Annotated in this window: 20 protein-coding genes and 1 pseudogene; 11 read left to right on the forward strand and 10 right to left on the reverse strand. The window is 74.5% G+C overall.

Features of this window, described 5'->3' with window-relative positions; genetic code table 11:
* The first annotated feature begins 9 nt into the window (after positions 1–9).
* Positions 10–1,983: a helix-turn-helix domain-containing protein gene (locus ACFCV8_RS02510; protein WP_376683387.1), complete on the forward strand. Its 1,974-nt coding sequence runs from the start codon at positions 10–12 to the stop codon at positions 1,981–1,983.
* On the opposite strand, the gene ACFCV8_RS02515 is transcribed toward ACFCV8_RS02510, so the two are convergent.
* The 8 genes from ACFCV8_RS02515 to ACFCV8_RS02550 form a co-directional block, all read right to left on the reverse strand.
* Positions 1,948–2,862: an alpha/beta fold hydrolase gene (locus ACFCV8_RS02515; protein ID WP_376683388.1), complete on the reverse strand. Its 915-nt coding sequence runs from the start codon at positions 2,860–2,862 to the stop codon at positions 1,948–1,950. The two genes, ACFCV8_RS02510 and ACFCV8_RS02515, sit on opposite strands and share 36 nt — an antisense overlap.
* Positions 2,859–4,010, reverse strand: coding sequence for a branched-chain amino acid ABC transporter permease (locus tag ACFCV8_RS02520; RefSeq protein WP_376683389.1), 1,152 nt, complete (start codon positions 4,008–4,010; stop codon positions 2,859–2,861). The genes ACFCV8_RS02515 and ACFCV8_RS02520 overlap by 4 nt, the downstream gene beginning before the upstream one ends.
* Positions 4,007–4,894 (reverse strand): branched-chain amino acid ABC transporter permease, encoded by an 888-nt coding sequence (locus tag ACFCV8_RS02525; protein ID WP_376683390.1) that lies wholly within the window; start codon positions 4,892–4,894, stop codon positions 4,007–4,009. Before ACFCV8_RS02525 ends, ACFCV8_RS02520 begins: the two co-directional genes overlap by 4 nt.
* On the reverse strand, positions 4,894–5,694 hold the full coding sequence (locus ACFCV8_RS02530) for an ABC transporter ATP-binding protein (protein WP_376683391.1): 801 nt from the start codon (positions 5,692–5,694) through the stop codon (positions 4,894–4,896). Before ACFCV8_RS02530 ends, ACFCV8_RS02525 begins: the two co-directional genes overlap by 1 nt.
* Entirely contained in the window at positions 5,691–6,482 is a 792-nt protein-coding gene (locus ACFCV8_RS02535) for an ABC transporter ATP-binding protein (protein WP_376683392.1), read from the reverse strand. The genes ACFCV8_RS02530 and ACFCV8_RS02535 overlap by 4 nt, the downstream gene beginning before the upstream one ends.
* A 3-nt stretch (positions 6,483–6,485) precedes the next feature.
* Positions 6,486–7,727: a substrate-binding domain-containing protein gene (locus tag ACFCV8_RS02540; RefSeq protein ID WP_376683393.1), complete on the reverse strand. Its 1,242-nt coding sequence runs from the start codon at positions 7,725–7,727 to the stop codon at positions 6,486–6,488.
* A 266-nt stretch (positions 7,728–7,993) separates the two neighbouring features.
* Positions 7,994–8,206 (reverse strand): DUF4190 domain-containing protein, encoded by a 213-nt coding sequence (locus ACFCV8_RS02545; protein ID WP_376683394.1) that lies wholly within the window; start codon positions 8,204–8,206, stop codon positions 7,994–7,996.
* A gap of 146 nt (positions 8,207–8,352) precedes the next feature.
* Positions 8,353–9,597 (reverse strand): RNA-guided endonuclease InsQ/TnpB family protein, encoded by a 1,245-nt coding sequence (locus ACFCV8_RS02550; RefSeq protein ID WP_376683395.1) that lies wholly within the window; start codon positions 9,595–9,597, stop codon positions 8,353–8,355.
* 27 nt (positions 9,598–9,624) lie between these two features.
* On the opposite strand from ACFCV8_RS02550, the pseudogene tnpA reads away from it, so the two are divergent.
* The 4 genes and pseudogenes from tnpA to ACFCV8_RS02570 all read left to right on the forward strand — a co-directional run bounded on the left by tnpA (position 9,625) and on the right by ACFCV8_RS02570 (position 12,972).
* Positions 9,625–9,972, forward strand: a pseudogene (gene tnpA, locus ACFCV8_RS02555) (IS200/IS605 family transposase).
* Between the two features lie 348 nt (positions 9,973–10,320).
* Positions 10,321–10,932 carry a winged helix-turn-helix domain-containing protein gene (locus ACFCV8_RS02560; protein WP_376683396.1) on the forward strand — a complete coding sequence of 204 codons (612 nt, stop codon included), beginning with the start codon at positions 10,321–10,323 and terminating at the stop codon, positions 10,930–10,932.
* A gap of 139 nt (positions 10,933–11,071) precedes the next feature.
* Positions 11,072–12,340 carry a sensor histidine kinase gene (locus tag ACFCV8_RS02565; RefSeq protein WP_376683397.1) on the forward strand — a complete coding sequence of 423 codons (1,269 nt, stop codon included), beginning with the start codon at positions 11,072–11,074 and terminating at the stop codon, positions 12,338–12,340.
* The gene (locus ACFCV8_RS02570) at positions 12,325–12,972 is read left to right on the forward strand and encodes a LuxR C-terminal-related transcriptional regulator (RefSeq protein WP_376683398.1); all 648 of its coding nucleotides are present in this window, start codon (positions 12,325–12,327) and stop codon (positions 12,970–12,972) included. The genes ACFCV8_RS02565 and ACFCV8_RS02570 overlap by 16 nt, the downstream gene beginning before the upstream one ends.
* A 30-nt stretch (positions 12,973–13,002) precedes the next feature.
* Here the strand turns inward: ACFCV8_RS02570 and ACFCV8_RS02575 are convergent, their stop codons facing one another.
* A complete protein-coding gene (locus tag ACFCV8_RS02575; RefSeq protein ID WP_376683399.1) occupies positions 13,003–13,494 on the reverse strand; it encodes a MarR family winged helix-turn-helix transcriptional regulator in 492 nt (163 codons plus the stop codon).
* A gap of 83 nt (positions 13,495–13,577) precedes the next feature.
* Between ACFCV8_RS02575 and ACFCV8_RS02580 the strand changes: the two genes are divergently transcribed.
* The 6 genes from ACFCV8_RS02580 (at position 13,578) to ACFCV8_RS02605 (ending at position 22,315) form a co-directional block, all read left to right on the forward strand.
* Positions 13,578–14,141: a carboxymuconolactone decarboxylase family protein gene (locus tag ACFCV8_RS02580; RefSeq protein ID WP_376683400.1), complete on the forward strand. Its 564-nt coding sequence runs from the start codon at positions 13,578–13,580 to the stop codon at positions 14,139–14,141.
* A 190-nt stretch (positions 14,142–14,331) separates the two neighbouring features.
* Complete coding sequence (locus tag ACFCV8_RS02585; protein ID WP_376683401.1) at positions 14,332–17,481, forward strand: alpha-N-acetylglucosaminidase; 3,150 nt, start codon at positions 14,332–14,334, stop codon at positions 17,479–17,481.
* Positions 17,482–17,571: 90 nt separating this feature from the next.
* A complete protein-coding gene (locus ACFCV8_RS02590) occupies positions 17,572–19,479 on the forward strand; it encodes a hypothetical protein (RefSeq protein WP_376683402.1) in 1,908 nt (635 codons plus the stop codon).
* Positions 19,480–19,555: 76 nt separating this feature from the next.
* A complete protein-coding gene (locus ACFCV8_RS02595) occupies positions 19,556–20,461 on the forward strand; it encodes a metal-dependent hydrolase (protein WP_376683403.1) in 906 nt (301 codons plus the stop codon).
* Between the two features lie 2 nt (positions 20,462–20,463).
* Positions 20,464–21,543 (forward strand): PDR/VanB family oxidoreductase, encoded by a 1,080-nt coding sequence (locus ACFCV8_RS02600; RefSeq protein WP_376683404.1) that lies wholly within the window; start codon positions 20,464–20,466, stop codon positions 21,541–21,543.
* A gap of 49 nt (positions 21,544–21,592) precedes the next feature.
* Positions 21,593–22,315, forward strand: coding sequence for a TetR/AcrR family transcriptional regulator (locus tag ACFCV8_RS02605; RefSeq protein WP_376683405.1), 723 nt, complete (start codon positions 21,593–21,595; stop codon positions 22,313–22,315).
* Between the two features lie 94 nt (positions 22,316–22,409).
* On the opposite strand, the gene ACFCV8_RS02610 is transcribed toward ACFCV8_RS02605, so the two are convergent.
* Positions 22,410–24,446: an NB-ARC domain-containing protein gene (locus tag ACFCV8_RS02610; protein WP_376683406.1), complete on the reverse strand. Its 2,037-nt coding sequence runs from the start codon at positions 24,444–24,446 to the stop codon at positions 22,410–22,412.
* Positions 24,447–24,603: the final 157 nt, after the last annotated feature.

Raw genomic sequence — 24,603 nt, forward strand, 5'->3', positions numbered from 1 at the left:
CGGCCCCTCATGTCTGAACCGCCCGCCTCCGCCGCACCCCATCTGCGCCACCTGCTCGACCTGCTGGCCGACGACGCCCCCGCCGAGGCGCTGGGCGCCGTCTCCTCGCGGGCGCGCGCCGCCGGGGTGGCGGCGGGCGATCTGGCGGAGGTGGAGCGGGCGACCGCCACCGCGCTGCGGATCAGGGGCGCCCTGCGCCAGCACCGCCGCCGCGAGCTCCAGCTCACCGCGCTCTTCGACACCGCGGGCGACCTGGCCGCCTCCCGCGACCTGGACGAGGTGCTGAAGGCGATCGTCCGCCGGGCCAGGATGCTGCTCGGCACGGACACCGCCTACCTCACGCTCCCCGACGAGGAGGCGGGCGACACCTACATGCGGGTCACCGACGGCTCCGTTTCGGTGGTCTTCCAGCGGCTGCGGCTGGAGCTCGGCCACGGGCTGGGCGGCCTGGTCGCGCAGACCGCCCGCCCGTACGCCACCCCCGACTACCGCACCGACGACCGCTTCCACCACACCCGCAACATCAACGCCGGGGTGCTCGACGAGGGGCTCGTCGCCATCCTCGGCGTACCGCTGCTGCTCGGCTCCAGCCGCGGCGGCACCGGCAAGGTCATCGGCGTCCTCTTCGCCGCCGACCGGGCGCCCCGGGTCTTCAGCCCCGACGAGGTCGCGCTGCTCTGCTCGCTCGCCGCGCATGCCGCGATCGCCATCGACACCGCCCGCGCGCTGGCCGACACCCGCTCCGCCCTGGACGAACTGGCCGGGGCCAACGCCGAACTGGCCGAGGCCAACGCGGCGGTACGGGCCCACTCGGCGGCCATGCGACGGGCCGAGGAGTCCCACGACCGGCTCACCGACCTGGTGCTGCGCGGCCGGGACGTCACCGATGTCGCGTCCGCCGTCGCCGGGCTGCTGGACTCCCCGCTGACCATCCACGACCCGGCCGGACGCCCGCTGGCCGCGGTCCGGCCCGACGGCGGGGACTTCGCCGCCGACAGCATGGACGCGGGCTGGCTGGCCGAGACCGCCGAGGAGTCCCGTACCGGCGCCCGCGCCGTGCAGCGCGACGGCCGGTGGATCTGCGCGGTGCTGGCCGGGCGGGAGCTGCTGGCCGGGCTGGTCCTGCACCGGCGCGGACCGCTCGACGACTCCGACCGGCGGCTGTTCGAACGGGCCTCGGTGGTGACCGGGCTCCTCCTGCTGCTGCGGCGCACCGTCGCCGAGACCGAGAACCGGGTACGCGGCGAGCTGATCACCGATCTGCTGACCGACGCCGACCGCGACCCGGCCGGGCTCACCGAACGCGGCCGCCGCCTCGGCATCGACCTGGACCGCCCGCACCTGCTGCTGGTCGCCGAGGGCGGCCCCCGGGAGCGGCTGGCCCCCGCCGCGGTGCGCTACCTGTTCGGCGGGGACGTCCACGGGGTGAGCGCGGAACACTCCGGGACCGTGGTGCTGCTGATCGCCGCCGGCGAGCGTGCCCCGGCCGCCGGGGACGCGGCCCGCGCGGCGGCGGCCCAGCTCGGCCAGCTCGCCCAGGCCCCCGTCACCGTCGCCGCCACCGGCCCGGCGCGCGGCGCCCGGGAACTGGCCGCCGCCCACCGGGAGGCCGCCCGCTGCCTGCGCGCGATGCGGGTCCTCGGCCGCACCGGCCAGGGCGCCTGCGTCGAGGAACTCGGCTTCATGGGCGTGGTGCTCGGCAACGCCCAGGACGTCGAGGGCTTCGTCACCGCCACCCTCGGGCCGCTCCTGGAGTACGACGCGCAGCGCGGCACGCACCTGGTCCGCACGCTCGCCGCCTACTTCGGCTCCGGGGGCAGCCTCGTCCGGGCCAAGGACGAACTCCACGTCCACGTCAACACGGTGGTGCAACGCCTGGACCGGGTCCAGGTGCTGCTCGGCCACGACTGGAACGCGCCGGACCGGGCCCTCGAACTCCAACTGGCCCTACGCCTCCACCTGCTGACCGGGCGCCGGATGTAGGGCGGCCGCCACCAGCCGCTCGGCGATCTCCGCGCCGCCCGCCTCCCCGGTGAGCAGCGTGTAGTGGTTGACGTCCGGGACCGGCACCGGCGTCACCCGCGTACCGCCCAGGTCCGCCACTGCCAGCCGCGCCTCGTCGTACAGCCCCTGGTCCTCGTCCATCAGGCCGCGCCGCGCCCACAGCAGCGTCGCTTCCACGGGCAGCCGCCGCACCGCCGCCAGCACCTCCTCGCCGAACAGGCCGATCCCGTCGGCCCGCACCGCCTCGATCCGGCAGGAGGAGCGCAGCTCCGGCTCGTCCCCGGTCAGGTCGCGCTGGATGTACGCGTCCACCTCCGCCGACCAGTCGCGCGCGAACGCCGGGTGCGCCTGCCAGAACGCGCGGTACGCGGCCCGGTCCGGGAAGGTCATCGACAGCCGGTCCATGGCCGGGCCGATCACCGCGGTCAGCAGCTCGTCGGGGGAGAGGTGGGTGGGCGCGGGGAAGCCGACCCCGCCGTCCGCCAGCAGCAGCGGCCCGAACCGCTCCGGGTGCCGTACGGCGGCCAGCGCCGCCACGAAGGCGCCCATCGAATGGCCCGCCAGCACCACCCGGCCCGGCCCCGCCACCGCGTCGGCCACCGCCGCCGCGTCGTCGGCGTGCGCGGCGATCCCGTACGGGCCCGGCAGCGCCGAACTCCCGGCCCGGCCCCGCAGGTCGGGGGCGACCAGGGTGACCCGGCCGTCCAGCAGCCGGGCCACCCGGCCCCAGGACAGGGCGTTGGCCGTGATGCCGTGCAGGGCGACGACGACGGGGGCGCCGGGCTCCCGGGCCGGCCACCGCAGTACCGCCAGCTCGCCCCCGGTCACGGGCACTCGGATCTCTTCGTACGCGGTCATGGACGTGCGTTCTCCTTCCGGGCCCCGCGGTGTGCGGGGGTGTCGGCGGTACGGCTGCGGCGCAGCGCGGAAAGCCGGGACGGCAGCCGGGCCAGACCGCCGGGCAGCAGGTGTACCACGGCCACGAACACCACACCGAGCAGGAACAGCGGCTGCGAGAGCGGCACCCGCAGCACCGCAGGCAGGCCGGCGACCGCGCCCGAGCCCGCCAGGTCGCCGAGCCGGTGGTCGGCCCAGGTGTAGAGGATGCCCCCGGCCATCGGCCCCCACCGGGTGCCGGAGCCGCCCAGCACCACCATCACCAGCAGCGACAGGGTGAAGTCGGAGGTGGTGGTCTGCGGGGTCGAGCCGCCGGTGAGCAGCAGGTGCACCAGGCCGCCCAGCGAGGCCAGCGCCCCGGCCAGCACGAAGGCCGTCAGCTTGAACCCGTACGGCTTCAGCCCCAGCACCTCCACCCGGCGCTCGTTCTCCTTGATGCCCTCCCAGACCCGCCCGGTGGCGGAGCCCGCCGCCCAGTGGACGACGGCGAGGGTGAGGACGAGGTAGCCGAGGGCCAGCCAGTACAGGTTCGCGGTGTTCCCGATGCCGACGAGCCCGGACGGCAGCAGCTCGGCCGGGGCCGCCCGGCCCTCCTCGCCGCCGGTCAGCCCGCCGGGGTTGCGGGAGACCAGGATCGACCCGGCCTGCGCGAACGCCAGCGTCACCATGGAGAAGCCGATCCCGGTGACCCGCAGGCTCACCGAGCCCAGCGCCAGCGCGAGACCGATCCCGCAGCCGACGCCGAGCAGCGCGGACACCGCGAACGGCAGCCCCGTCTCCAGCAGGAACATGTTGGTGGCGTAGCTGCCGGCCGCGAAGTACAGCGCGTGCCCGAAGGAGAGCAGCCCGGTACGGCCCAGCAGCAGGTCGTAGCCGGTCGCCAGGGCCCCGAACAGCAGGCAGGTGGCGAGGAGTTGCAGGCTCCCCGGGCTGCCGAGCGGCCCGTCCAGCAGCCCCGGCAGCGGCAGCGCGCTGAACGGGGCGACGGCCAGCACCAGCAGGGCGGCCGCCGGCCACCAGCGGCGCAGCAGCCGGGCGGCGCTCCCCGGGGCGTGCCCGGCGGCGGCCTCCTCGCCGGTGCGGTGACGTGTCTCGGTGACGGTGCTCACGCGAGCCTCCCGGTCAGTCCGCGCGGCCGGACGAGCAGCAGCGCGGCGAGCAGGACCACGACGGCCAGATCGCCGAGGCCCGCTGCGGTGTAGTAGTTGGCGAACTGCTGGACCAGGCCGATGACGACGGACGCCACGGCGGCGCCGCTCACCGAACCCATGCCGCCGGTGACCACCACGACGAACGCGAAGATCAGCAGCGAGGTGCCCTGCCGGGGGTCGACCGAGCCGAAGTACAGCCCGCCGAGCGCCCCGCCGAGCGCGGCGACACAGCCGCCGATCGCGAAGACGAGCGTGAACGCCTTCCGTACGTCGATGCCGAGCGCGGTGACCATCGCCCGGTCCTCGACCCCGGCCCGTACGACCAGGCCGTGCCGGGTGCGGCCGAGGAAGAGCTTCAGCGCCACCAGCACCACCACGGCCGCCGCGACCAGCACCAGCCGGTTGACCGGCACCTGCGCGCCGAGCAGCCCGAACGTGCCGGACAGCGCCTTCGGCCCGGGGAAGGTGCGGGCGTCCGAGCCCCAGATCCCCGACAGCAGCGCGGGGACGGCCAGCCCCACCCCGACCGTGGCGAGCACCTGCTCGCGCGGCCGGGTGTAGAGCGGGCGGACGACGGCGAGTTCCAGCAGCACGGCGGCCGCGGTGCCCACCGCCGTACCGAACAGGACCGCGAGGGCGAAGCCCGCCCCGCCGGGTCCGGCGCCGGGCAGATGGCCGCTGGCCGCCCACCAGGTGCCGTACGCGCCGATCGACAGCAGGGCCCCGTGCGCGAAGTTGAGCACGTCCATCAGGCCGAAGATCAGCGACAGGCCGGAGGCGATGAGGAAGTAGAGGGCTCCCAGACCGAGACCGGTCATGGTGAGCAGTACGACGGTGGACATCAGGAATCCGCCTCCCGCGACGGTGCGTCGGTGGCCGGTCCGCGCCCGGCAGTCGTGGCCGTCGCCCCGTGCCCGGCGGGTTCGGCGGCCGGGCCGTGTCCGACGCCCAGCAGCCGCCGGGCCGTCTCCGGGTCGTCGAGCAGTCCGGCGGCCGGGCCCTGGTGGGCGGTGCGGCCGTCCGCGAGCACCGCGCAGTGCCGGGCCAGCCGCCGCACCACGGCGAGGTTCTGCTCCACGAGCAGCACCGGCACCGCCTCGGCGGCCCGCTCCAGCACCTGGGCGACCTCGGTGACCACCTTGGGCGCCAGGCCCTTGGTCGGCTCGTCGGCGATGATCAGCCGGTTGCCGTTGAGCAGGGTCCGGCCGATCGCCACCATCTGCTGCTGCCCGCCGGACAGTGTCCCCGCCAACTGCGAGGACCGGCGCTCCAGTTCGGGGAACAGCTCGTGGACGAGCCCGTACGCGGGCCCCTCGGCGCCGCGCCGTTCGGCCAGCCGCAGGTTCTCCGCGACGGTCAGCCCGGCGAAGATCCCCCGGTCCTCGGGGGCGTAGCCGATGCCGAGCCGCACCACGGTGTGGGTGGGCATCGCCACGGTCTCCTCGCCGTCCAGCCGGACGCTGCCGGTGCGCGGGACGAGACCGAGGACGCCGCGCACGGTCGTGGTCTTCCCGGCGCCGTTGCGGCCGAGCAGCGCGGTCACGCCGTTGCGGGCGACGTCCAGGTCGATGCCGTGCAGGATGTGCCGCCCGCCGATCAGGACCCGCAGGTCCCGTACGGCGAGCAGGGGTCCGGCCGTCACAGCCCCTCCCCGAGGTAGGCCTGCTGGACGGTCGGGTCGGCGGTGACCGCCTCGGGGGTGTCCAGGGCGAGCAGCCTGCCGTGGTGCATCACGGCGAGCCGGTCGGCCAGCCCCAGCAGCACGTCCATGTGGTGCTCGACCATCAGGACGGTGCGCCCCTCGTCCCGGTGCAGGGTGCGGATGAGTTCGGTGAGCGCGGGGACCTCCTCGGCGCTGACCCCGGCCATCGGCTCGTCGAGCAGCATCAGCCGGGGCTCGCCCACCAGCAGCACGGCCAGCTCCAGCTTCCGCTTCTCGCCGTGCGACAGTTCGGCGGCGGTGGCCCCGGCCCGGTGGGCGAGGCCGGTGCGTTCCAGTACGCCGTCGACCTCGGCGGTGAAGCGGGGGGCCCGCCGCCACAGCCGGTGGGAGCCGCCCCTGGCGGCCTGCGCGGCCAGCCGGACGTGCTCGGCGACGCTCATGGCCGGCCAGAGGCTGGACGTCTGGAAGGTGCGGCCGAGGCCGAGCCGGGCCCGCGCGTGGGCGGGCCGGCCGGTCAGGTCGGTGCCGTCCAGCTCGATGGTGCCGAAGGTGGCCGTGGTGACCCCGCTGATCAGGTTGAACAGGGAGGTCTTGCCCGCCCCGTTGGGGCCGATGAAGGCCAGGAACTCGCCCTCGCGGACGCTCAGTGAGACGTCCTCGACGATCGTCGCCCCGCCGACGCTCCAGCCGATGCCGGCCAGCCGGAGCACCGGGGCGGTGTCCGGGGCCCGTTCCGCGCGCGGCGCGGTGGTGTCCGGTGCGGCCATCGGTCAGCCCGCCGCGGGCTTCGCGGGCGGCGCGACCTCGGCCATCGGTACGGTGTCCACCAGCTCCGGGGCGGCGTCGGCGCCCTTCCCCCTGAGCTTCGCGACGAACATCGGCTGCACCAGGGCGTGGTCCTCGGCCCGGACCTGCTCCGTGCCCTTCACCCCGTCGAAGCTCCAGCCCTCCAGGGCCTTCACCATGGCGGCGGTGTCGGTGGCGCCGCCCTTGCCGATCGCCCGCACCACCATCTGCGCGGCGGTGAAGCCGTCGGGGGTGAACAGGTCGGGGGTGCCGCCCGCCTTGGTGACCGCGTCGAGCATGGACTTCTCCACGGCGTTGCCGCCGCCGGCCCCGGGGAAGTAGTGCGCCAGGAACGACACCTTCGTCCCGGCGTCCCCGAAGACCGGGTACGAGGCCGTCCCCGCGAGCCCGGTGACGACCTTGCCCGCCTCCAGCACGCCCTGCTGGTCCAGCGCGGTCCACAGGGCCGGCGCGGTCGAGCCCGCCCAGGCGACGAAGACCAGATCGGGCCGGCCCGCCTTCACCTGCCGGGCGAACGGGGTGAGGTCCGTGGCGCTGGGCGGGGCCAGCACGGAGCCGACCTTCGCGCCCCCGGCCCCGAGGACCGCCTTCACCGCGGCGACGTTGGCCTGGCCGAACGTGGAGTCCTGGGCCAGCACCGTGACCTTCTTGCCCCTGGCCTCGCCGAGCATCGACCCGGCGGTGAGGATGTCCTGGTAGGACTGGCGGCCCGATCGGAAGGTGTAGTCGTTGATGCCGGTCACCGCGTCGGTGGCGGCCGGTCCGCTGATGTAGAGGACCTTGTTCTGGGCGGCGAGCGGCGCCATCTGGAGCGCCACCCCGGAGTCGGTGGTGCCGGCCAGCACCTTGTAGCCCTTGCCGATCAGGGTCTTGGCCGCGGCGACCGCCTTGCCGGGGTCGCCCGCGTCGTCCTGCTCGGCGACCTCGATGCGGTGCCCGGCCACCTCGCGGGTGCCGTTCGTGGCGTGGTCCAGGCCGGCCATGAAGCCGTCCCGGTACTGCTTCCCGTAGTCCGCGAGCAGCCCGGTCCGCGAGTAGACGAGGCCCACCTTCACGGTGCCGTCCTTCGCGTCCCCGTCGCCGCCGCCCTCGCCGGCCTTCCCGGCGGCGGTGCACCCGGCCAGCAGCAGACCGGCGCAGGCCAGTGACAGGGCGGTGGAGAGGGATCCGCGATGACGGGGGGTGCCCGTGGCTCTGCGACGCATGGTGACCGGCTCCTCGGCGTGTTCCTGTGATGTCGCCGAACCGTATGAACAGCGCGCCGCCGTCGATATGGTGCCGGGCGCCCCACCTGGCCCGATCCGCATGTGGCCACCGCACATGGAGCCGGTGCGCGACGGCCGCCCGCCGGTACGCGAAAGCCGCCCGCCGGACCGTGCGGGAGCCGCCCGCCGGTACGCGAAAGCCGCGCCGGGGAACCGGATCGTACGGTTCCTCGGCGCGGCCGGTGGGCCGGTCGGTGGGCCGCCCGTTACATCGCGCCGATGCCCTGGATCGTGGCCACGGTGACGCCGAGCAGCGCGAACCCGACGCCGACCCAGCCCATCACGATGCCCGCGACCGCCTGGCCGCGGCCGCCGCCCTCGCCCCGGTCGGCCATCCGCTTGGCGGAGGTGCCGAGGACCAGCGCGATGATCGGCAGGATGATCGGGATGAGTACGAGGCCGAGGATGCCGAGCACCATCGAGGCGGTGGCCTTGCCGCTGGGCAGCGCGGCGCCACCGGGGTACCCGTAACCGGCCGGCGGCTGCGCGCCGAATCCCGGTCCGCCCGGGGCCTGGAACCCGGCCGTGTCGCCGGCGATACCTGACTGTTGACGTGCTCCCTGGCCTAAAGTCCAGGGATTCCGGCCTGGGTCGTCTGACCCTTCCGGGGGCTTCCTGCTTCAACGCGCTGTGCGGGCACATGTGCCCGTCTTACCTGCGCTCCACAGGCGTTTAGTGTCTCCGCCCGTCCGGCGGCGACGACGCGGCGTCCTTCGAAGAGGACGTTGCGGGCTGCGTTGCAGTCGCGGTCGTGGACCGTACCGCAGGCCCCGCACGTCCACTCCCGGACGTGCAGGGGCTTCGGGCCGTCCCGGAATCCGCAGGCCGAGCAGACCTGGGAGGACGGGAAAGCACGGTCCACCTTGGCGAAGGTGCGGCCGTGCAGAGCCGCCTTGTACTCCAGCATGCCGACGAACGCGGACCATCCCGCGTCGTGCACGGACTTGGCGAGCCGGGTGCGCCCGAGGCCGGACACCGCGAGGTCTTCCACATACACCGCTTGGCTGTCGCTAATGATCCGTGTGGATACCTTGTGGTGCCAGTCCCGGCGCCGGTCCGCCACCTTGGCGTGCTGGCGTGCGACCTTGATGCGGGCCCTGGCCCGGTTCTTCGATCCCTTGGCCTTGCGGGACAGCTCACGCTGAAGACGCCCGAGTTTCTTCTCCGCCCGGCGCAGGAAGCGAGGACTGTCGATCTTGCTGCCGTCGGACAGGACCGCGAAGGCGGACAGGCCGAGGTCGATACCGGTCTCCGCCTCCACCTCCGGGAGGGTGTCCGGCTCGGTGTCCACGACGAAGCTGAGGAAGTACCGGCCGCAGCTGTCTTTGGTGACGGTCAGGGACGTGGGTGCGGCCGGAAGCCGGCGGGACCACTTGACCTTGAGGTCGCCGACCTTGGCGACGTACACCGTGCCGTCGCCCTTCAGGGAGAAGGCGTTGGTGTTGAGGCGGATCGACTGCCGGGTGTCTTTCTTCGATTTGTAGCGGGGCGGGCCGGCCTTGCGGCCCCGCCGCTTGCCCTTGACCGAGTCGAAGAAGTTCTTGTAGGCGGTGTCCAGGTCCCGCAGGGACTGTTGAAGGACGACCGCCGACACGTCGGCGAGCCAGGCACGTTCCTCGGTCAGCTTGGCCTGGGTGATGCGAAGCCGGGACAGTTCGGCCGACTTCACGTACGGCAGTCCCGCCGCGTGTGCTTCCTTCCGGTCGCGCAGGCAGTCGTTCCACACCACGCGGGCACACCCGAACGCACTGGCCAGCGCACGGCGCTGGGAGGCGTCCGGGTAGGCCCGGTAGTTGTAGCGGAGCTGCACACCCAGGACCCTACTGCGATTGGTCTCATGGACGGGCAGAACGATTACAGACGTGGTGGGCATGTCGTTTCGGCGATGCATGATCATGCGCAAGGTCTGCGAGGACTTCGAAGCAGAGCTGAAAGAGTTCAACGGCGAACGCGATCACGTCCACCTTCTGGTGCACTACCCGCCCAAAGTCGCCGTCTCGAAGCTGGTCAACAGCCTCAAGGGCGTCTCCGCTCGCCGGATACGACAGGAGTTCACCGGCCGGATCAACCGCGCCATCACGCACGGGCACCTGTGGTCGCCCTCGTGCTTCTCTGCATCGTGCGGCGGAGAAGCACGAGGGCGATCGTCCACCAGTACATCGAGCAGCAAAAACGTCCGCTCTGAAGTGCACGCCAGAGCAGCCTTGAGATGCATTCATCCCCGGCGTGAACGCCAGGGCTTTCTGCAAGAGTCCCGGTAAACGATGGCCGGGCCGTCCCGACGGATGGAAGGGGTCTGCTGCGCCGCCTGGTTGTCTGGTTCAATGGGGCCCATGGCCAGCCTCCAGCACACCTCGACCGGTCGCAGCGACCTCGAACCGTTCTGGCCGTCCCGTCAGCACCACGACTTCGACCGGGTGTGTTGTCGCGCGTCGAACGCGCAGGCCCTCTAAAGCCGCTCACCCCGGCCTTCGGCCCGCGCGCAAGCAAGTCCGTCCACCGACGACTCCTTCGCGCGAAAGAGCTGACCCTCATGGCGAACACCCGTACCTTCTCCGTCGCGGCCGCCGCCACCTCGGCGTCCCCGGCCCCCGCTGCGGCCACCACCTCCGCCCGTACGCTCCCGCCCAACCGCCACCGGCTGCGGGCCGTCACCTCCGAGGAGGCCGGCCGGCTCGCCGACGCGGCCGCCCTCCTGCCCCCGGGCGCCACCTGGCTGCCCGCGCCCCAGCACACCGTTCCGGCACTGCCGGGGCAGCCGCCGATGATCGGGTACCTGGTCCTCGTACCGGCCGATCAGCAGCCCGTCGCCGGCGCCCCGGGCGCCCAGTTCGTGGTGTCGGCGCCGGAGCCCGCCCCGGAGGCGGGCCCGGTGCGGATAGACCCCGTACAGCGCACCGCCTCGGTCGACGGGAACGCCCTCGACCTCACGTACCTGGAGTTCGAGCTCCTCGCCCACCTGGTGACGCACCCGCACCGGGTGCACACCCGCGACCAGTTGGTGACCACGGTCTGGGGCTACGGGCACGTGGGCGACGGCCGCACGGTGGACGTCCACATCGCCCGGCTCCGCCGCAAACTGGGCGCCGAGCACCGCCGTTCGATCCAGACCGTACGACGGGTCGGCTACAAGTACACCCCCTGACCGGCAGCGGCCGCCGGGGGTGGTGCTGGGTACACCCCGTCCAGGTGGCGGCCCGGCTGATGTCCCGGGCCCGTTCCGGGTGAGACTGTCCCCCGGAACGGGCCCGGACGGAAGGCCCGGTAAGGGGGGACGGACCGGGATGAACGCGGCAAGGCGACGGATACGCGGCTCGACACTGGCCGCCTGGCGGGGGCTCCTGCTGTCGATCGCGGGTCTGTGCGGCTCGCTCACCCTGCTGGTGTGGGCGGTGCTGTCGATCGTGTGCGTCCCGGTGGGCATCGGGGCCCTCACCACCCCCGGTGCGCTGGAGCTGGTCCGCAAGCACGCCAACCGGCGGCGGCTGCTCGCGGCGGACTGGGCCGGGGTCCGCATCCCGGTCACGTACCGCCCCTTCCCGGAGGATCTGCGGAAAGGTCTCACCGGGCGGGTGCAGCGGACCGGGCTGCTGCTGAAGGACCCCGCGACCTGGCGGGATCTGCGGTGGCTGCTGGTCGACGCGACGGCCGGGTACCTGGTGTCGACGCTGGCGGCGGCGCTGGTCGTCTACCCGCTGGAGGGCTTCGTCCTGGCGGCGGGCCTGTGGCGGGTCTTCACCGACGACCGCTACTGGTACGGCTTCGTCCCGGTCACCGACCAGGCGACCGGGCTGGCCGCCGCCGGGCTCGGCCTGGTGCTGTTCGGGGTCGGGGTGCTGGTGAACGAGCGGCTGCTGCGGGCGCACTTCCTGATCGCCCGCGCCGTCCTGTCCCCCACCACGCAGGAGGAACTGGCCCGGCGCATCGACCGGCTGACCGAGACCCGGCACGAGGCGGTGGACACCGCCGCCCTCGAACTGCGGCGCATCGAGCGCGATCTGCACGACGGGGCACAGGCCAGGCTGGTCGCGATGGGCATGAGCCTGGGCGCGGTGGAGGCGCTGATCGAGAAGGACCCGGAGCAGGCGAAGAAGGTCCTCGCCATGGCCCGGGAGTCGTCCGCCGAGGCGCTGGCCGAGCTGCGCGACCTGGTCCGGGGCATCCATCCGCCGGTCCTCGCCGAGCGCGGACTCGGGGACGCGGTACGGGCGCTGGCGCTGCGCATGCCCTTCACGGCGGAGGTCGGGGCCGAGCTGGGCGGCCGGGCGGACGCGGCCGTCGAGTCGGCGGCCTACTTCGCGGTGAGCGAGACACTGACCAATGCGGCCAAGCACGCGCAGGCGGACCGGGTCCAGGTGGACATCCGCCACTCGGACTCCGCCCTGCGGATCACCGTCATCGACAACGGGCGGGGCGGCGCGGTGGTCGGCGGCGGCTCGGGGCTCAGCGGAATCGAACGCAGACTCGGTACATTCGACGGCGTCATGGCCGTCAGCAGTCCGGTCGGCGGCCCCACCATGGTGACCATGGAGATTCCTTGCGAGTTGTCCTAGCCGAAGACCTCTTCCTGCTGCGCGACGGGCTGGTCCGGCTGCTGGAGGCGTACGACTTCGAGATCGCGGCCGCCGTGGAGAGCGGGCCCGAACTGACCCGCGCCTTCGCCGAGTCGGAGCCGGACGTCGCGATCGTCGACGTACGCCTTCCGCCGTCGCACACGGACGAGGGACTCCAGTGCGCGCTGGCGGCCCGGCGGGCGAAGCCGGGGCTGCCGGTGCTGGTGCTCTCGCAGCACGTGGAGCAGTTGTACGCGCGCGAACTGCTGGCGGACGGCGACGGGGGCATCGGCTACCTGCTCAAGGACCGGGTCTTCGACGCCGGGCAGTTCGTGGACGCGGTGCGCCGGGTCGCGGCGGGCGGCACGGCGATGGACCCGCAGGTGATCTCGCAGCTGCTGACCCGGCGCTCGCACGACGAGCCGATGGGCAGGCTCACCCCGCGCGAGCTGGAGGTCATGGAGCTGATGGCGCAGGGCCGTTCGAACACGGCGATCGCCTCGCAGCTGGTGGTGACCGAGCGGGCGGTGGCCAAACACACCTCCAACATCTTCGCCAAGCTCGGTCTGCCGCCCTCCGACGACGACAACCGCCGCGTGCTGGCGGTGCTGGCCTATCTGGACCGGGGCTGACCGGGGCGGGTACGGGATCCCCCGGGCGCCTCAGCCGGCGAACCAGCTCTGCGCGTCGAGCCGGAGCGCGCCCGGGGACACCATCGCGCGCAGGTCGTCCTCCATCGCGCGCACCCGGTCCGCGCCGAGCGCCTCGACCCACCGCGCCCGCAGCCGGTCGAAGCCCTCGGCCGATCTGACCAGGACGTCGATGCCGCGCGCGGTCAGCCGGACCAGCTTGCGCCGCCCGTCCTGGGGGTCGTCCACCCGTTCCACGTAGCCGAGCCCCTCGAGCCGCTCCACGGTCTTGCCCGCGGCCTGCTTGGAGACCCCGAGCCGTCGGCCGATCTCACTGGCCGTGGCCCCGTCGCGGCCCACGGCCTGGAGCGCGTAGCCGTACGCGGGACGGACACCGGCGTGCCCCTGCTCGGCGAGGTCGCGGTGCAACTCGTCGATGATCGAACGGAATCCGGCGAACAGCAGCAGGGGCAGCTCGAACCCCGGCCGGTCCCCCTCGGGCGCCCCCGTCCCGCGCTCAGCCATTGCAAAACTCGACAACCAGGTTTACCTTTTCGTCAATCACGTTGACGAGTTTAGCCCTGTCCGCCCTTCCGGAAAGGCCTCCCATGCCTGCTTCCGCTCTGCCCGAGCCCACCCCTTTCCCCGACCACACCCTCGAATCGGCCCCCGCGGCCGCCCGTCGCACCATGGCGGCGGTGACGGAGAAGAGCGGCTACCTGCCCGCGGCCGTCGCCCGGCTCGCCACCTCGCCGGAGACGCTCGACGGCTTCCTGCGGGCGAGCGCCGCCTTCGAGTCCACCACCCTGGACCCGCTGTCCCGCGAGGTCCTGATCATGACGATGGCGACCCGCAACGACTGCCATGTCTGCGTGGCGATGCACACCGCGCGCCTCACCGGGCTCGGCGCGGACCCCGCGCTGGTCTCCGCACTGCGCGAGGCGCGCCCGCTCCCGGACGAACGGCTCGAGGCGGTACGGGAGTTCACCCTGGCCGTACTCGCGTCGGGCGGGGCCGTGGACGACGGGACGCTCCGGGCGTTCCTCGGCCACGGCTACACCGCCCGCAACGCCCTCGAAGTGGTCCTGGGCATCGGCGCCTACACGATGTCGACGCTGGCCAACCGGATGACCGGGGCGCCGGTGGACGCCGCGATGGCCGCGTACGCCTGAGCCCGGCCGATCCGGCGCCGCGCGGCGGTACGGAGGCCCGGACGGTACGGCTCCGTGCGGCCGAACGGCTGGATCGGCACAACTCGCCGGGACCGCGCCATTGCCCGCCCCCTCACCCGTCGTTAGCGTGCGCTCCGCACGCACCTGTTGTCGCATGCGCCACCATGAACGACGCCGAGGAGTGCGGATCATGACGGAACCCTCCCTGCCCTTCAGTTCCTCCGGCCCCTCCGGCTCCGCCGGGCCGACGCGGCGTACGCTGCTGGGCTCCGCGGGGGCCGTCGGCGCCGCCGCCGCGCTCGGGGCGGCCTCCCCCGCGTTCGCCGCCTCCCCCGCTCCGGCGGCTCCGGCCGCCGCGGCTGTCGCGGCCGGAGACCTGGCGGCCGCGGGCGCGGCGCTGCGCCGGCTGCTGCCGGACCACGCGGACCAGTTCCGGCTCCGCGCCCTGCCCCGGGGCGGCGGCGCGCCGGACCGCTTCCGGGTCACCGGCACCACCGGGCGGATCGAGATCGCGGCGACCACCCCGGCGGCGGCCCTGACCGGGGCACACTGGTACCTCAAGTACACCTGCGACGCCGTCATCTCCTGGGCGGGCAGCAACATCGCCGGGCTGCCCGCCCGGCTGCCCGCGCCCCGCACGCCCGTGGAGCGCTCGGCGACCGTCCCGCACCGGTTCGCGCTCAACGACACCCACGACGGGTACACCGCCCCGTACGCCGACTGGCCGCGCTGGGAGCGGATGCTCGACGTGCTCGCCCTGCACGGCTGCAACGAAGTCCTGGTCACCGCCGGGCAGGAGGCCGTCTACCACCGGCTGCTCCAGGACTTCGGCTACAGCGACACCGAGGCCCGTGCCTGGCTGCCGGCCCCCTCCCACCAGCCGTGGTGGCTGCTCCAGAACATGAGCGGCTACGGCGGTCCGCTCGGCCCCGAACTCATCGCGCGCCGCGCGGAGCTGGGCCGCCGGATCGCCGGCCGGATGCGGGAGCTGGGCATGGCGCCGGTGCTCCCCGGCTACTTCGGCACCGTCCCGGACGGCTTCACGGCGCGCAATCCGGGGGCCCGGGTGGTGCCGCAGGGCACCTGGAACGGGCTGCGCCGGCCGGACTGGCTCGACCCGCGCACCCCTGTCTTCGCGGAGGTGGCCGCCGCCTTCTACCGGCACCAGGAGGATCTGTTCGGCCCGGCGGCCCACTTCAAGATGGATCTGCTGCACGAGGGCGGCACCGCCGGGGACGTCCCGGTGCCCGACGCCGCCCGCGCCGTGGAGTCGGCGCTGCGCACCGCGCACCCCGGCGCGACCTGGGTGATCCTCGGCTGGCAGGCCAACCCCCGGCCCGCGCTGCTGGAAGCGGTCGACACCGGCCGGATGCTGATCGTGGACGGCCTCTCCGACCTGGACACCGTCACCGACCGGGAGCGGGACTGGGGCGGGACCCCGTACGCCTTCGGCACCATCCCGAACTTCGGCGGCCGCACGACGATCGGCGCCAACACCGACCGCTGGACGGAGAAGTTCACCGCCTGGCGCGACAAGCCGGGCAGCGCCCTGGCGGGCACCGCGTACATGCCGGAGGCCACCGAGCGCGACCCGGCGGCCTTCGAGCTCTTCGGCGAACTGGCCTGGCGGACGGAGAAGGTGGACCGGGAGGCGTGGTTCCGGGCGTATCCGGCGTTCCGCTACGGCGGGCGCGACCGTGCCGCGGAATCGGCCTTCGCCGCGCTGGCCACCACCGCATACCGGCTGACCAGCACCGACGGCCGCCCCGTCGACTCGCTCTTCTCCCGGCGGCCGAACATCACCGCCTCGGTGAACACCGCCTTCGACCCGGCCGGTTTCGACCGGGCGTTCGCGGCGTTCCTGGACGTACGCCCGGCGCTGCGCGACTCGGACAGCTACCGCCACGACCTGACCGATCTGGCCCGGCAGGCGCTCGCCGACCGGTCCCGCACCCTGCTGCCCCGGCTGCGGGCGGCGCGGGACGACGGGGACGTGGACCGCTTCCGGGTGCTCGCCGCGCTCTGGCTAAGGCTGATGCGGCTGGCGGACACGGTGGCGGGCTGCCACCGGTCGTTCCTGCTGGGGCCGTGGCTGGAGGACGCCCGGCGGCTGGCGACGAGTCCGGCCGAGGCGGTGCGGCTGGAGTGGACGGCGCGCACCCTGGTCACCACCTGGGCGGACCGGGCGGCCGCCGACGCGCTGAGCAACTACGCCAACCGGGACTGGCACGGGCTGCTGGCCGAGGTCCATCTCCCGCAGTGGCAGGCGTACCTGGACGAGCTGACCGACGCCCTCGCGGAGGGGCGGGCGGCGAAGGCGTTCGACTGGTACCCGGGCGAGGAGGAGTGGACCCGGCGGACCGACCGCCTCCCGGTGCGGCCGACCGGCGACGCGTACCGCACCGCCCGGCGGGTCTTCGAGACCCTGTCCACCGCTCCGTACCAGGGCGGCATCACGGTCACCGCCGAGCCGGTGACGTTCACGCCCGGGAGCACCGGCACGGTGAAGGCCGTCTTCCGCAACCTGAACGGGCTGCGGGCCACCGGCCGGGTCGACTTCGCGCTCACCGGCCTCACCGCGGCCCCGACGGGCGCCACCTCGCTCGACGGGGTCGCGGCGGGCGGCTCCGGCGCGGTGGGCTGGCGGGTCACCGCACCGCCCGAGCCGCTGACCGGGCCGCTGCGGCCGATGCCGTACGAGCTGAGCACCGCTTACGGGCCGCTCGGTGAGGAGCGGGTGACCGAGGTGCGGCGCGGCGCGGTGTACCTGGCGGCGCCGCTGGAGCCGGGGTGGCGCACGTACACCTCGAACGCGGCGGTCTTCGGGCAGCTGGCCGGGCGGTACGCGGTCAACGGGGCGGGCCAGGACCTGTGGAAGGGCACCAGCCAGTTCGGCACCGCATACCGGACGGGGGCGTGGACGGACGGCGCGGAGGTGACCGTGCGGGTCGACGCGCAGGAGAACACCGGGGGGTGGGCGCGGGCCGGGCTCGTGGTCCGCGACTCCCTTGCCACGCCGGGCTCCGGCGGCTTCCTGAACCTGGCGGTGACCCCGTCGAACGGGGTGGTGCTCTCGTACGACACCAACGGCGACGGCACCCTGGACGCGTACCTGCGGCTCACCGGGATCAAGGCCCCGGTGCTGCTGCGGCTGGTCCGGTCCGGCGGCGCGTGCACGGCCTCCTGCTCCACCGACGGCGGGGCGGTCTGGCGGGAGGTGGGCACGGTGACGGTGCCGGGCCCGGCCGCGGTCCAGGACGTCGGGTTCTTCATGACCGCGACGAACGGCGGCAGCGCACTGCGCGGCACGGCCGAGTTCAGCGCCTGGCAGCTGCGGTAGGGGCGGATCCGGCGCGCGGCAGCGGTGGCGGAGGCGCCCGGCGGCACGGGGCTGGGGTGACCATCGCACGATTCGCTCGTTCTGCTGAACGTGTCTCCGTTGCCTGAAGTACCTTCCCCGGCGCCCGGCGGGGAGCGGGCCGGGACGGCGCTCGTCGAGCACTACGCGCGGCTGGTCCGGCTCGGCTATCTCGTACTGCCGCCGACCCCGGGCAGCCACCGCCGGGTGCTGGCGGCGCACGCGCTGACCCAGCGCTGTCTGCTGCCCGGCCGCCGGGCGGAACGGGGAACCGGGCCGCCGCCGGCGGCAGCGGCGGTGGACCCGGAGTACGCATGGGCCCGGCTGCGGGTGGTCCGGGCGGCCCTGGAGGCGGGGCGGCCGCGCCGCAGCGCCGTGCGGGCCCGGCTGCGGTCGCCGCTCCCGCTGGTGTGGGGGCTGCGGCTGCTGCCGCACTCGGGCGGGGCGGACGGGCTCGCTCTGGAGAACGCGCTGGCCGCGCTCTCCGGACCGGGCCGCGCCGCCCACGCCCTGCGCGGCCTGGAGGGGCTGGCCGACGCGGAGGTGCGGCGGGTCCTGGCGGCGGCCGGGGTCGCCGACCCGCACGCGGCGCTCGCCGAGGCCGAGGCGGTCGCGGCACCGTACGCGCTCCTCGCCTCCCCGCAGTTCGACCCCTGCTCGCTCCAGGCCCGGCCGCCGGACCTGCTGCGCCGCCGCCGGTACGCGAAGGCGGCGCTGGCGGCCGGGGCGGCGCTGCTGGTGTGCGGGGCGCTGCTGGGCCCGGCGAGCCACGCGCCGCGGTGGGGCGGGGTGCCGGACCAGCGGGCGGCCGCCGCTGCCGAGGCCCTGGAGCCGGGGCGGCTGGGCCGGGTGGACGCGGTGTCCTGGCGGCGCTCCCCGCGTACGGACTTCACCGCCTGGCCCACCCGGGGCGACCGCGCCGGGGACACCGGGCTGCTGCGCCGGGCGCTGGCCGCCTGGGCCCGGCGGGGCGGCGCGGTGCGGGTCTCGGCGACCCCGGGCACCCCGGCCGGTCCGCCGATGGGGGCGCCGCAACTGCTGTACGCGGGCGGGGTGGGCGGGGCGGTGGTCGTGCTGTTCTACGACGGGCTGCGGGTGGTGCGGTACGCCGAATCCCGTGACGCGGGCCGGGCTTGGGGGCCCGTGCTGGATTTCGCCCGGGTGGACGGCGCGGACCGGGCGTCGGCCGCCGCGCTGGTCGTGACGCGATCCGGCGGCCGTGTCCGCTATCTCACCGCCCCCTGGGTGACCGCGGTGTCGGTGCGGGACCTGCTGGCGCCGGACGCCGCCCCGCGGCCGCTGGGGCGCCGCGCCGACGGGGTGACCGACGCGCTGACCGGCCCGGCCACCGCGTCCGGCTGCCGGACCTGGCCGGCGGTCGAGGCGCGCGACGGTGCCGCGGTGCGGCTGCTGACGGATCTCGGCGAACTGACCCCGGCCCGGCTGACCTCGGGCCCGCCGTCCGCCCCGCACGACGTCGCCGGGCGGGCGGAGCGGGACGGCTGGGCCCGCACCGCCTGTCTGCTGCCCTCGGTGCGCTCGCACGGGGTGCGGTCGGTGAACTCCTGGCAGTTCGCCAAGCAGCCGCTGCCCGAGGGGGACGGGGTGGCGCGCTGGGTCTGCACCCGGGCGGAGACCTGGCGGGGCGCCGGGAGCCGGGTCCTCGCCCAGTTCCAGGCGCCGTCCGCGCCCCTCGCGGCGACGGGCGGTCCGCCCGGGGCGGTCGCGGCCCGCGCCGAGTCCACCCCGGCCTGCGGGGCGCGTGACCCCCGGGTGCTGGCGGGGGTGCTGTGGAGGTCGCGGGGCGGCCGCTGGTACGTCCTGGCGGCCGGCAGCGAACAGTTCGCCTCGCTGGCCGCGTCGGGCGGGGTGGAGGGGCGCTCCGGCGGGCGGCTGCTCGCGGTGCGGGCCCGGGAGGGCGACCGGGCCCGGCTGAACGGGACGCTGGCGGACGGCAGTCGGGTGGGCGGGCTGCGCTGATGAGCGGTTTCAGCGGGTGTCAGGAATTCCTCGCACGCCCCTGTTCCCGGGGCTTACCTCTCAGTACATTGACACCATGTCTAACACGCAGCCGGCGCCGGTCACGTCGGAGCGGATTCCGCTCAAGGCCCGTCAGGTCTCCTTCTCCTGGGAGAAGACGCCTCTGCACTGGGTGCCGGGCGATCCGTTCACCACGCACACCATCAATGTGCTCCATCTCCTGCTGCCCGCCGGGGAACGCTGGTTCATCCACGTGTACCGGCAGGTCCTGCCGTACATCCACGACGAGCGGCTGCGTCAGGACGTCATCGGCTTCATCGGCCAGGAGGCCGTGCACTCCCAGGCGCACGACGACGTGCTGCCCCGGCTGAAGGAGCTGGGGCTCGACCCGACGCCGTACACCGCGCAGGTCGACTGGTTCTTCGAGAAGCTGCTCGGCGACCGGACGCTGCCGCCGGGCCGGGCCCGCACCTGGTGGCTGATGGAGCGGGTGGCGCTGATAGCGGCGATCGAGCACTACACCGCCTTCCTCGGCGACTGGGTGCTGAACGCCGGGGAGCTGGACCGGCGGGGCGCCGACCCGATGATGCTGGACCTGCTGCGCTGGCACGGCGCGGAGGAGGTCGAGCACCGCTCGGTCGCCTTCGAGGTGTTCATGCACGTGGACGGCAGCTACCGGCGGCGGACCCGCACCTGGGCCACGGCGTTCAGCGCGCTGGTCTTCCTCTGGCAGCGCGGCATCCGCTTCTTCATGGAGAACGACCCGAGCCTGCTGAACGGCAAGGGCTCGTTCAAGGAGTTCTACGTGAGCGGCAAGCGCGGCACCCTGCCCGCCACCGGCGATCTGCTGCGTTCGGTCCCCCGCTATCTGAGCCGCGGCTACCACCCCTCCCAGGAGGGCAGCACCGCCCAGGCCGTCGACTACCTCGCCCACTCGCCCGCGGCCACCGCCGCCGAGGCCCGTACGACGGGAAACCGCTGACCATGCCGCTCCCCCGGCCCCGCCTGCGCACCGTCGTCCTGGTCGCCGGCGCCGCCCTGCTGGCCAGGCGCGCCCTGCACCGCCGCATCCAGCGCTCCCCCCTGTGGCCGCTGCCCGCCCTGGAGGAGCCGGTCTCCGGCCACGCCGAGCGGCGCGTCACGACCACGTGGCGACTGCTGGTCACCGAGCGGAGCACCCCGGCCGAGGGCGTCGTCCGGCTCCGCCTCAAGGGCTCGGGGCTGCCCGCCTGGCAGCCCGGCGCCCACCTGGACGTGCTGCTGCCCTCGGGTCTGGTCCGGCAGTACTCGCTGTGCGGCGACCCGGCCGACCCGGACACGTACACCATCGCGACCCGGCTGGTGGAAGGCGGCCGGGGCGGCTCCCGCGAGGTGCACGAACGGCTCCGGGAGGGCGAGGAGGTGGAGGTGCGCGAGCCGCGCAACCGCTTCCCGCTGACCGAGGCGCCCGCCTACCTGTTCGTGGCGGGCGGCATCGGGATCACCCCGGTGCTGCCGATGCTGCGCGCCCTGGCCGCCTCGGGCGCCGACTGGCGGCTGCTGTACGGGGGACGGTCCCGCGCCTCGATGCCGTTCCTGGACGAGATCGGGCGGCTGGACGCGGACGGCGGCCGGGTGACGGTCGTCGCCGAGGACGAGGCGGGCCGCCCGGACATCGCCGCCGCCCTGGCGGACACCGCACCGGGCACGGCGGTGTACTGCTGCGGCCCGGAACCCCTGATGGACGCGGTCGCCGCGGCCCTGCCGCCCGGCCGCAGCCTGCACCTGGAGCGCTTCACGGCGTCCGGCCCGTCGGCGGACGCCACGGCCTTCGAGGTGGAGCTGCGCCGCTCGGGCCGTACGGTCCAGGTGCCCGCGGACCGTTCGGTGCTGGCCGCGGTGCGCGAGGAGGTGCCGTACGTCTCGTACTCCTGCGAGCAGGGCTTCTGCGGGACCTGCCGCCAGCGGGTCGTGGAGGGCGAGGCCGACCACCGCGACGAGCTCCTGACGGAGTCCGAGCGGGCGGACACCATGCTGATCTGCGTCTCTCGCTGCCGGGGCCCGCGGCTGGTGCTGGATCTGTGAGCGGTCCCGGCGCCGCCCGGCGGCTGTCCCACTCGGTACGCTGTGCACCATGACGACCGGGGTGCGCCGCAGGATGGGCGTCGAGGAGCGCAGACAGCAATTGATCGGTGTCGCGCTGGAGTTGTTCAGTCATCGCGCCCCGGACGAGGTGTCGATCGATGAGATCGCGGCCGCGGCGGGGATCTCCCGGCCGCTGGTCTACCACTACTTCCCGGGGAAGCAGAGTCTGTACGAGGCGGCGCTGCGGCGGGCCGCCGACGAGCTGGCGGCCCGGTTCGTGGAGCCCAGGGAAGGTCCGCTCGGGACGCGGCTGCTGCGGGTGATGGAGCGGTTCTTCGACTTCGTCGACGAGCACGGCCCCGGCTTCTCGGCGCTGATGCGCGGCGGACCGGCGGCGGGTTCCTCGACGACGAACGCCATGATCGACGGGGTGCGGCAGGCCGCCTGCACGCAGATCCTGGAGCATCTGGGCGTCGACGACCCGCCGGCCCGGCTGGAGCTGGTGGTGCGTTCCTGGGTGTCGCTGGCCGAGTCGACGGCGCTGATCTGGCTGGACGGCCGGAGGATCCCCCGCGCCGAGCTGGAGCGCCAACTGGTGCACGACTTCGCGGCGCTGGCCGCGGTGAGCGCCGCGTACGACCCGGAGATGGCCGGGATCGTGCTGCGGGTGCTCGGCCAGGAGCCCTCGGACGGGCCGTTCGGGGAGCTGCTGGAGCGGCTGTCCGCGCTGGTGCCCGCCGTGCCGAGGGTGCCGGCGCCGCGGCTGCCGTGACCCGGCGCCGCATCCGCCCTGTCTGCCCCGTCCGTCCCGTCCGTCCCGTCCGTCCCGTCCGTCCCGTCCGTCCCGTCCGTCCCGTCCGCCGTGTCTACAGCAGCAGTTCGCCCTGGAGCGCGGCCGCGAGGCCCGCCTCCGCGTTGTCCCTCCGGCCACGCTCGAAGGCGCGCTGGAAGACGGCGTCACCGACGGCCTCGCGGGCCTGGCGTTCGCACGCCTCGCGCAGCGGGCCCAGCTCGGGCGTGCCGCGCTGCGGCTGGCCGACCATGCGCCAGTACACCTGTCCGGTGCCGTAGACCCGGGCGGCCCTGGCCCCGGCGCCCTGGGCTGCGATCGCCGCGGCCAGGATGTCCAGGCCCAGCGCGATGCCGAAGCGGTCGCGCATGCGGTGCTTGCCCGCGAGCATCGCGCGGGCGTGGGCGGCGGATTCCCGGGCCTCGCCGCGCATCAGGGCGATCAGCGCGAGCTGGTAGTCGACGTAGCTGCGGGTCCAGCACTCGTCCAGGGCCTCGCAGGCGGAGCGGAGCACCGCCGCCGCCCGTGCCGCCTCGTCCAGCCGGCCCAGCCCGGTCAGCGCGAAGACGATGATGAGGCGGCACCGCAGCCGGTAGGCGCGCTCCAGCGGGGAGTCGGTGCCGGTCACCCGCAGCACCCTTTCGGCCTCGCGCAGGCCCGACTCGGGGCGGCCGGTCATCAGGTCGGTGAAGCCGCTGAGGTAGGCGGCGGCGAGGACGCCCTCGTCGGTGCCGTCGCGCTCGGCCTCCCTGGTGCACTGCCGTCCGATCCGGCGGGCGGCCGGGTAGTCGCCCTGGAGCATCAGGGTCATGCCGAGGACCCAGAGCACCCGGGTGCGGTGCGGGCCCACGATGGGTCCGGCGTCCAGGGCGCGGCGGGCGTAGTCGCGGGTCTGCGGGAGGTGGCCGCAGCAGCACCAGAAGAAGCCGATCCGCCCGGCCAGTTCCTGGGCGGCCGCGGTGTCGTGGACCAGCAGGTGGTCGAGGGCGGCGCAGAGGTCGGCGTGGGACTCGGCGATGCGGTGGTACCAGTTGATCTGGTCGTCGCCGGTCCAGCCCGCGTGGGCGTCGCGGGCCAGGCCGAGGAAACAGGCGGCGTGCCGGTCGGCGGCGGCCCGTTCCTCGTGGAGCTCGGCGAGCCACATCCGTCCGTACTCGCGGATGGTGTCGAGCACGCGGTGCCGCGTGCCGTCGCGCTGGACGACGGACTTGGCGACCAGCCCGGCCAGCGCCCGGGACACACCGTCGGGGGTGAGGGGGCCTCCGGCGCAGACCTGGCGGGCGGTGGCCTCGTCGAAGGGGCCGCGCAGGACGGTGAGCCGGGCCCAGAGCAGCCGTTCCAGCGGGGCGCACAGCTCGTGGCTCCAGCCGATGGCGGTGCGCAGGGTGCGGTGGCGCGGCGGCCAGAGCGAGCCGTCGGCCGGCAGGTCGAAACGGGACCTGATCCGTACGGCGACCTGCTCGACGGTCTCCCGGCCGAGGGCTCCCGCGGCCAGTTCGATGGCGAGCGGGATGCCTTCGAGGCGGCGGCAGATGTCGGTGGCGGCCTCCGCGTTGCCCGGCTCGTCAAGGGCGAGCCGGGGGGCGGCCGCCGAGGCCCGGTCCCGGAACAGGGCCAGTGCGTCGGCCGCGCCCTCCACGGGGAGCGGATCGACCTCGATGGTCTGCTCGCCCTTGATGCCCAGGGGTTCCCTGCTGGTGGTGAGCACGGTGAGGCCGGGTGAGGTGGTGAGGATCTCGCCGAGCAGGTGGGCGCAGGCCGGGCGCAGGTGCTCGCAGGAGTCGAGGACGAGCAGCAGGTCCTTGTCGACGAGCCATTCGCACAGGGCGTCGATGGGCATGCGCAGGGTGTGGTCGGAGAGCCCGACCGCGTCGGAGACGGTGGCGATGAGCAGACCGTCGTCGTGGAGGGGGGACAGGTCGGCCCACCACGCGCCGTCGCGGTGCGTGGCGGCGGCCTGCCGGGCCGCGCGGACCGCGAGCCGGGTCTTGCCGACGCCGCCGGGGCCGGTGAGCGTGGTCAGCCGGTGTGCGGCGAGGGTGTGCTCCAGCCTGGCGAGCTCCGCCTTCCGTCCGACAAAGCTGCTGGTCTCCTCGGGGATGTTGCTCGCCATGGTCACCGTCGCCGAAACAGGTGGACCGGCCGGCCCCGGCCCCTGCCCCGGTGCGGCACGGGCGTGTGGGGGACGCCCGGCGTACCGGGGAGGGGCCGGGACCGGCCGGGGGTGGGAGGACGTACGCCGGGGGTGCGGTACTGCGGCAGTCCCCGAC

The sequence above is a fragment of the Streptomyces sp. NPDC056347 genome (assembly GCF_042262625.1).
Classification (GTDB): Bacteria; Actinomycetota; Actinomycetes; order Streptomycetales; family Streptomycetaceae; genus Streptomyces.

Bases quoted from the DNA above. Each gene is read 5' to 3' on its own strand.
- ACFCV8_RS02510 (WP_376683387.1), top strand. From the start codon at position 10: ATGTCTGAACCGCCCGCCTCCGCCGCACCCCATCTGCGCCACCTGCTC.
- ACFCV8_RS02515 (WP_376683388.1), bottom strand. From the start codon at position 2,862: ATGACCGCGTACGAAGAGATCCGAGTGCCCGTGACCGGGGGCGAGCTG.
- ACFCV8_RS02525 (WP_376683390.1), bottom strand. From the start codon at position 4,894: ATGTCCACCGTCGTACTGCTCACCATGACCGGTCTCGGTCTGGGAGCC.
- ACFCV8_RS02535 (WP_376683392.1), bottom strand. From the start codon at position 6,482: ATGGCCGCACCGGACACCACCGCGCCGCGCGCGGAACGGGCCCCGGAC.
- ACFCV8_RS02540 (WP_376683393.1), bottom strand. From the start codon at position 7,727: ATGCGTCGCAGAGCCACGGGCACCCCCCGTCATCGCGGATCCCTCTCC.
- ACFCV8_RS02545 (WP_376683394.1), bottom strand. From the start codon at position 8,206: ATGGTGCTCGGCATCCTCGGCCTCGTACTCATCCCGATCATCCTGCCG.
- ACFCV8_RS02560 (WP_376683396.1), top strand. From the start codon at position 10,321: ATGGCGAACACCCGTACCTTCTCCGTCGCGGCCGCCGCCACCTCGGCG.
- ACFCV8_RS02565 (WP_376683397.1), top strand. From the start codon at position 11,072: ATGAACGCGGCAAGGCGACGGATACGCGGCTCGACACTGGCCGCCTGG.
- ACFCV8_RS02575 (WP_376683399.1), bottom strand. From the start codon at position 13,494: ATGGCTGAGCGCGGGACGGGGGCGCCCGAGGGGGACCGGCCGGGGTTC.
- ACFCV8_RS02580 (WP_376683400.1), top strand. From the start codon at position 13,578: ATGCCTGCTTCCGCTCTGCCCGAGCCCACCCCTTTCCCCGACCACACC.
- ACFCV8_RS02585 (WP_376683401.1), top strand. From the start codon at position 14,332: ATGACGGAACCCTCCCTGCCCTTCAGTTCCTCCGGCCCCTCCGGCTCC.
- ACFCV8_RS02595 (WP_376683403.1), top strand. From the start codon at position 19,556: ATGTCTAACACGCAGCCGGCGCCGGTCACGTCGGAGCGGATTCCGCTC.
- ACFCV8_RS02600 (WP_376683404.1), top strand. From the start codon at position 20,464: ATGCCGCTCCCCCGGCCCCGCCTGCGCACCGTCGTCCTGGTCGCCGGC.
- ACFCV8_RS02605 (WP_376683405.1), top strand. From the start codon at position 21,593: ATGACGACCGGGGTGCGCCGCAGGATGGGCGTCGAGGAGCGCAGACAG.
- ACFCV8_RS02610 (WP_376683406.1), bottom strand. From the start codon at position 24,446: ATGGCGAGCAACATCCCCGAGGAGACCAGCAGCTTTGTCGGACGGAAG.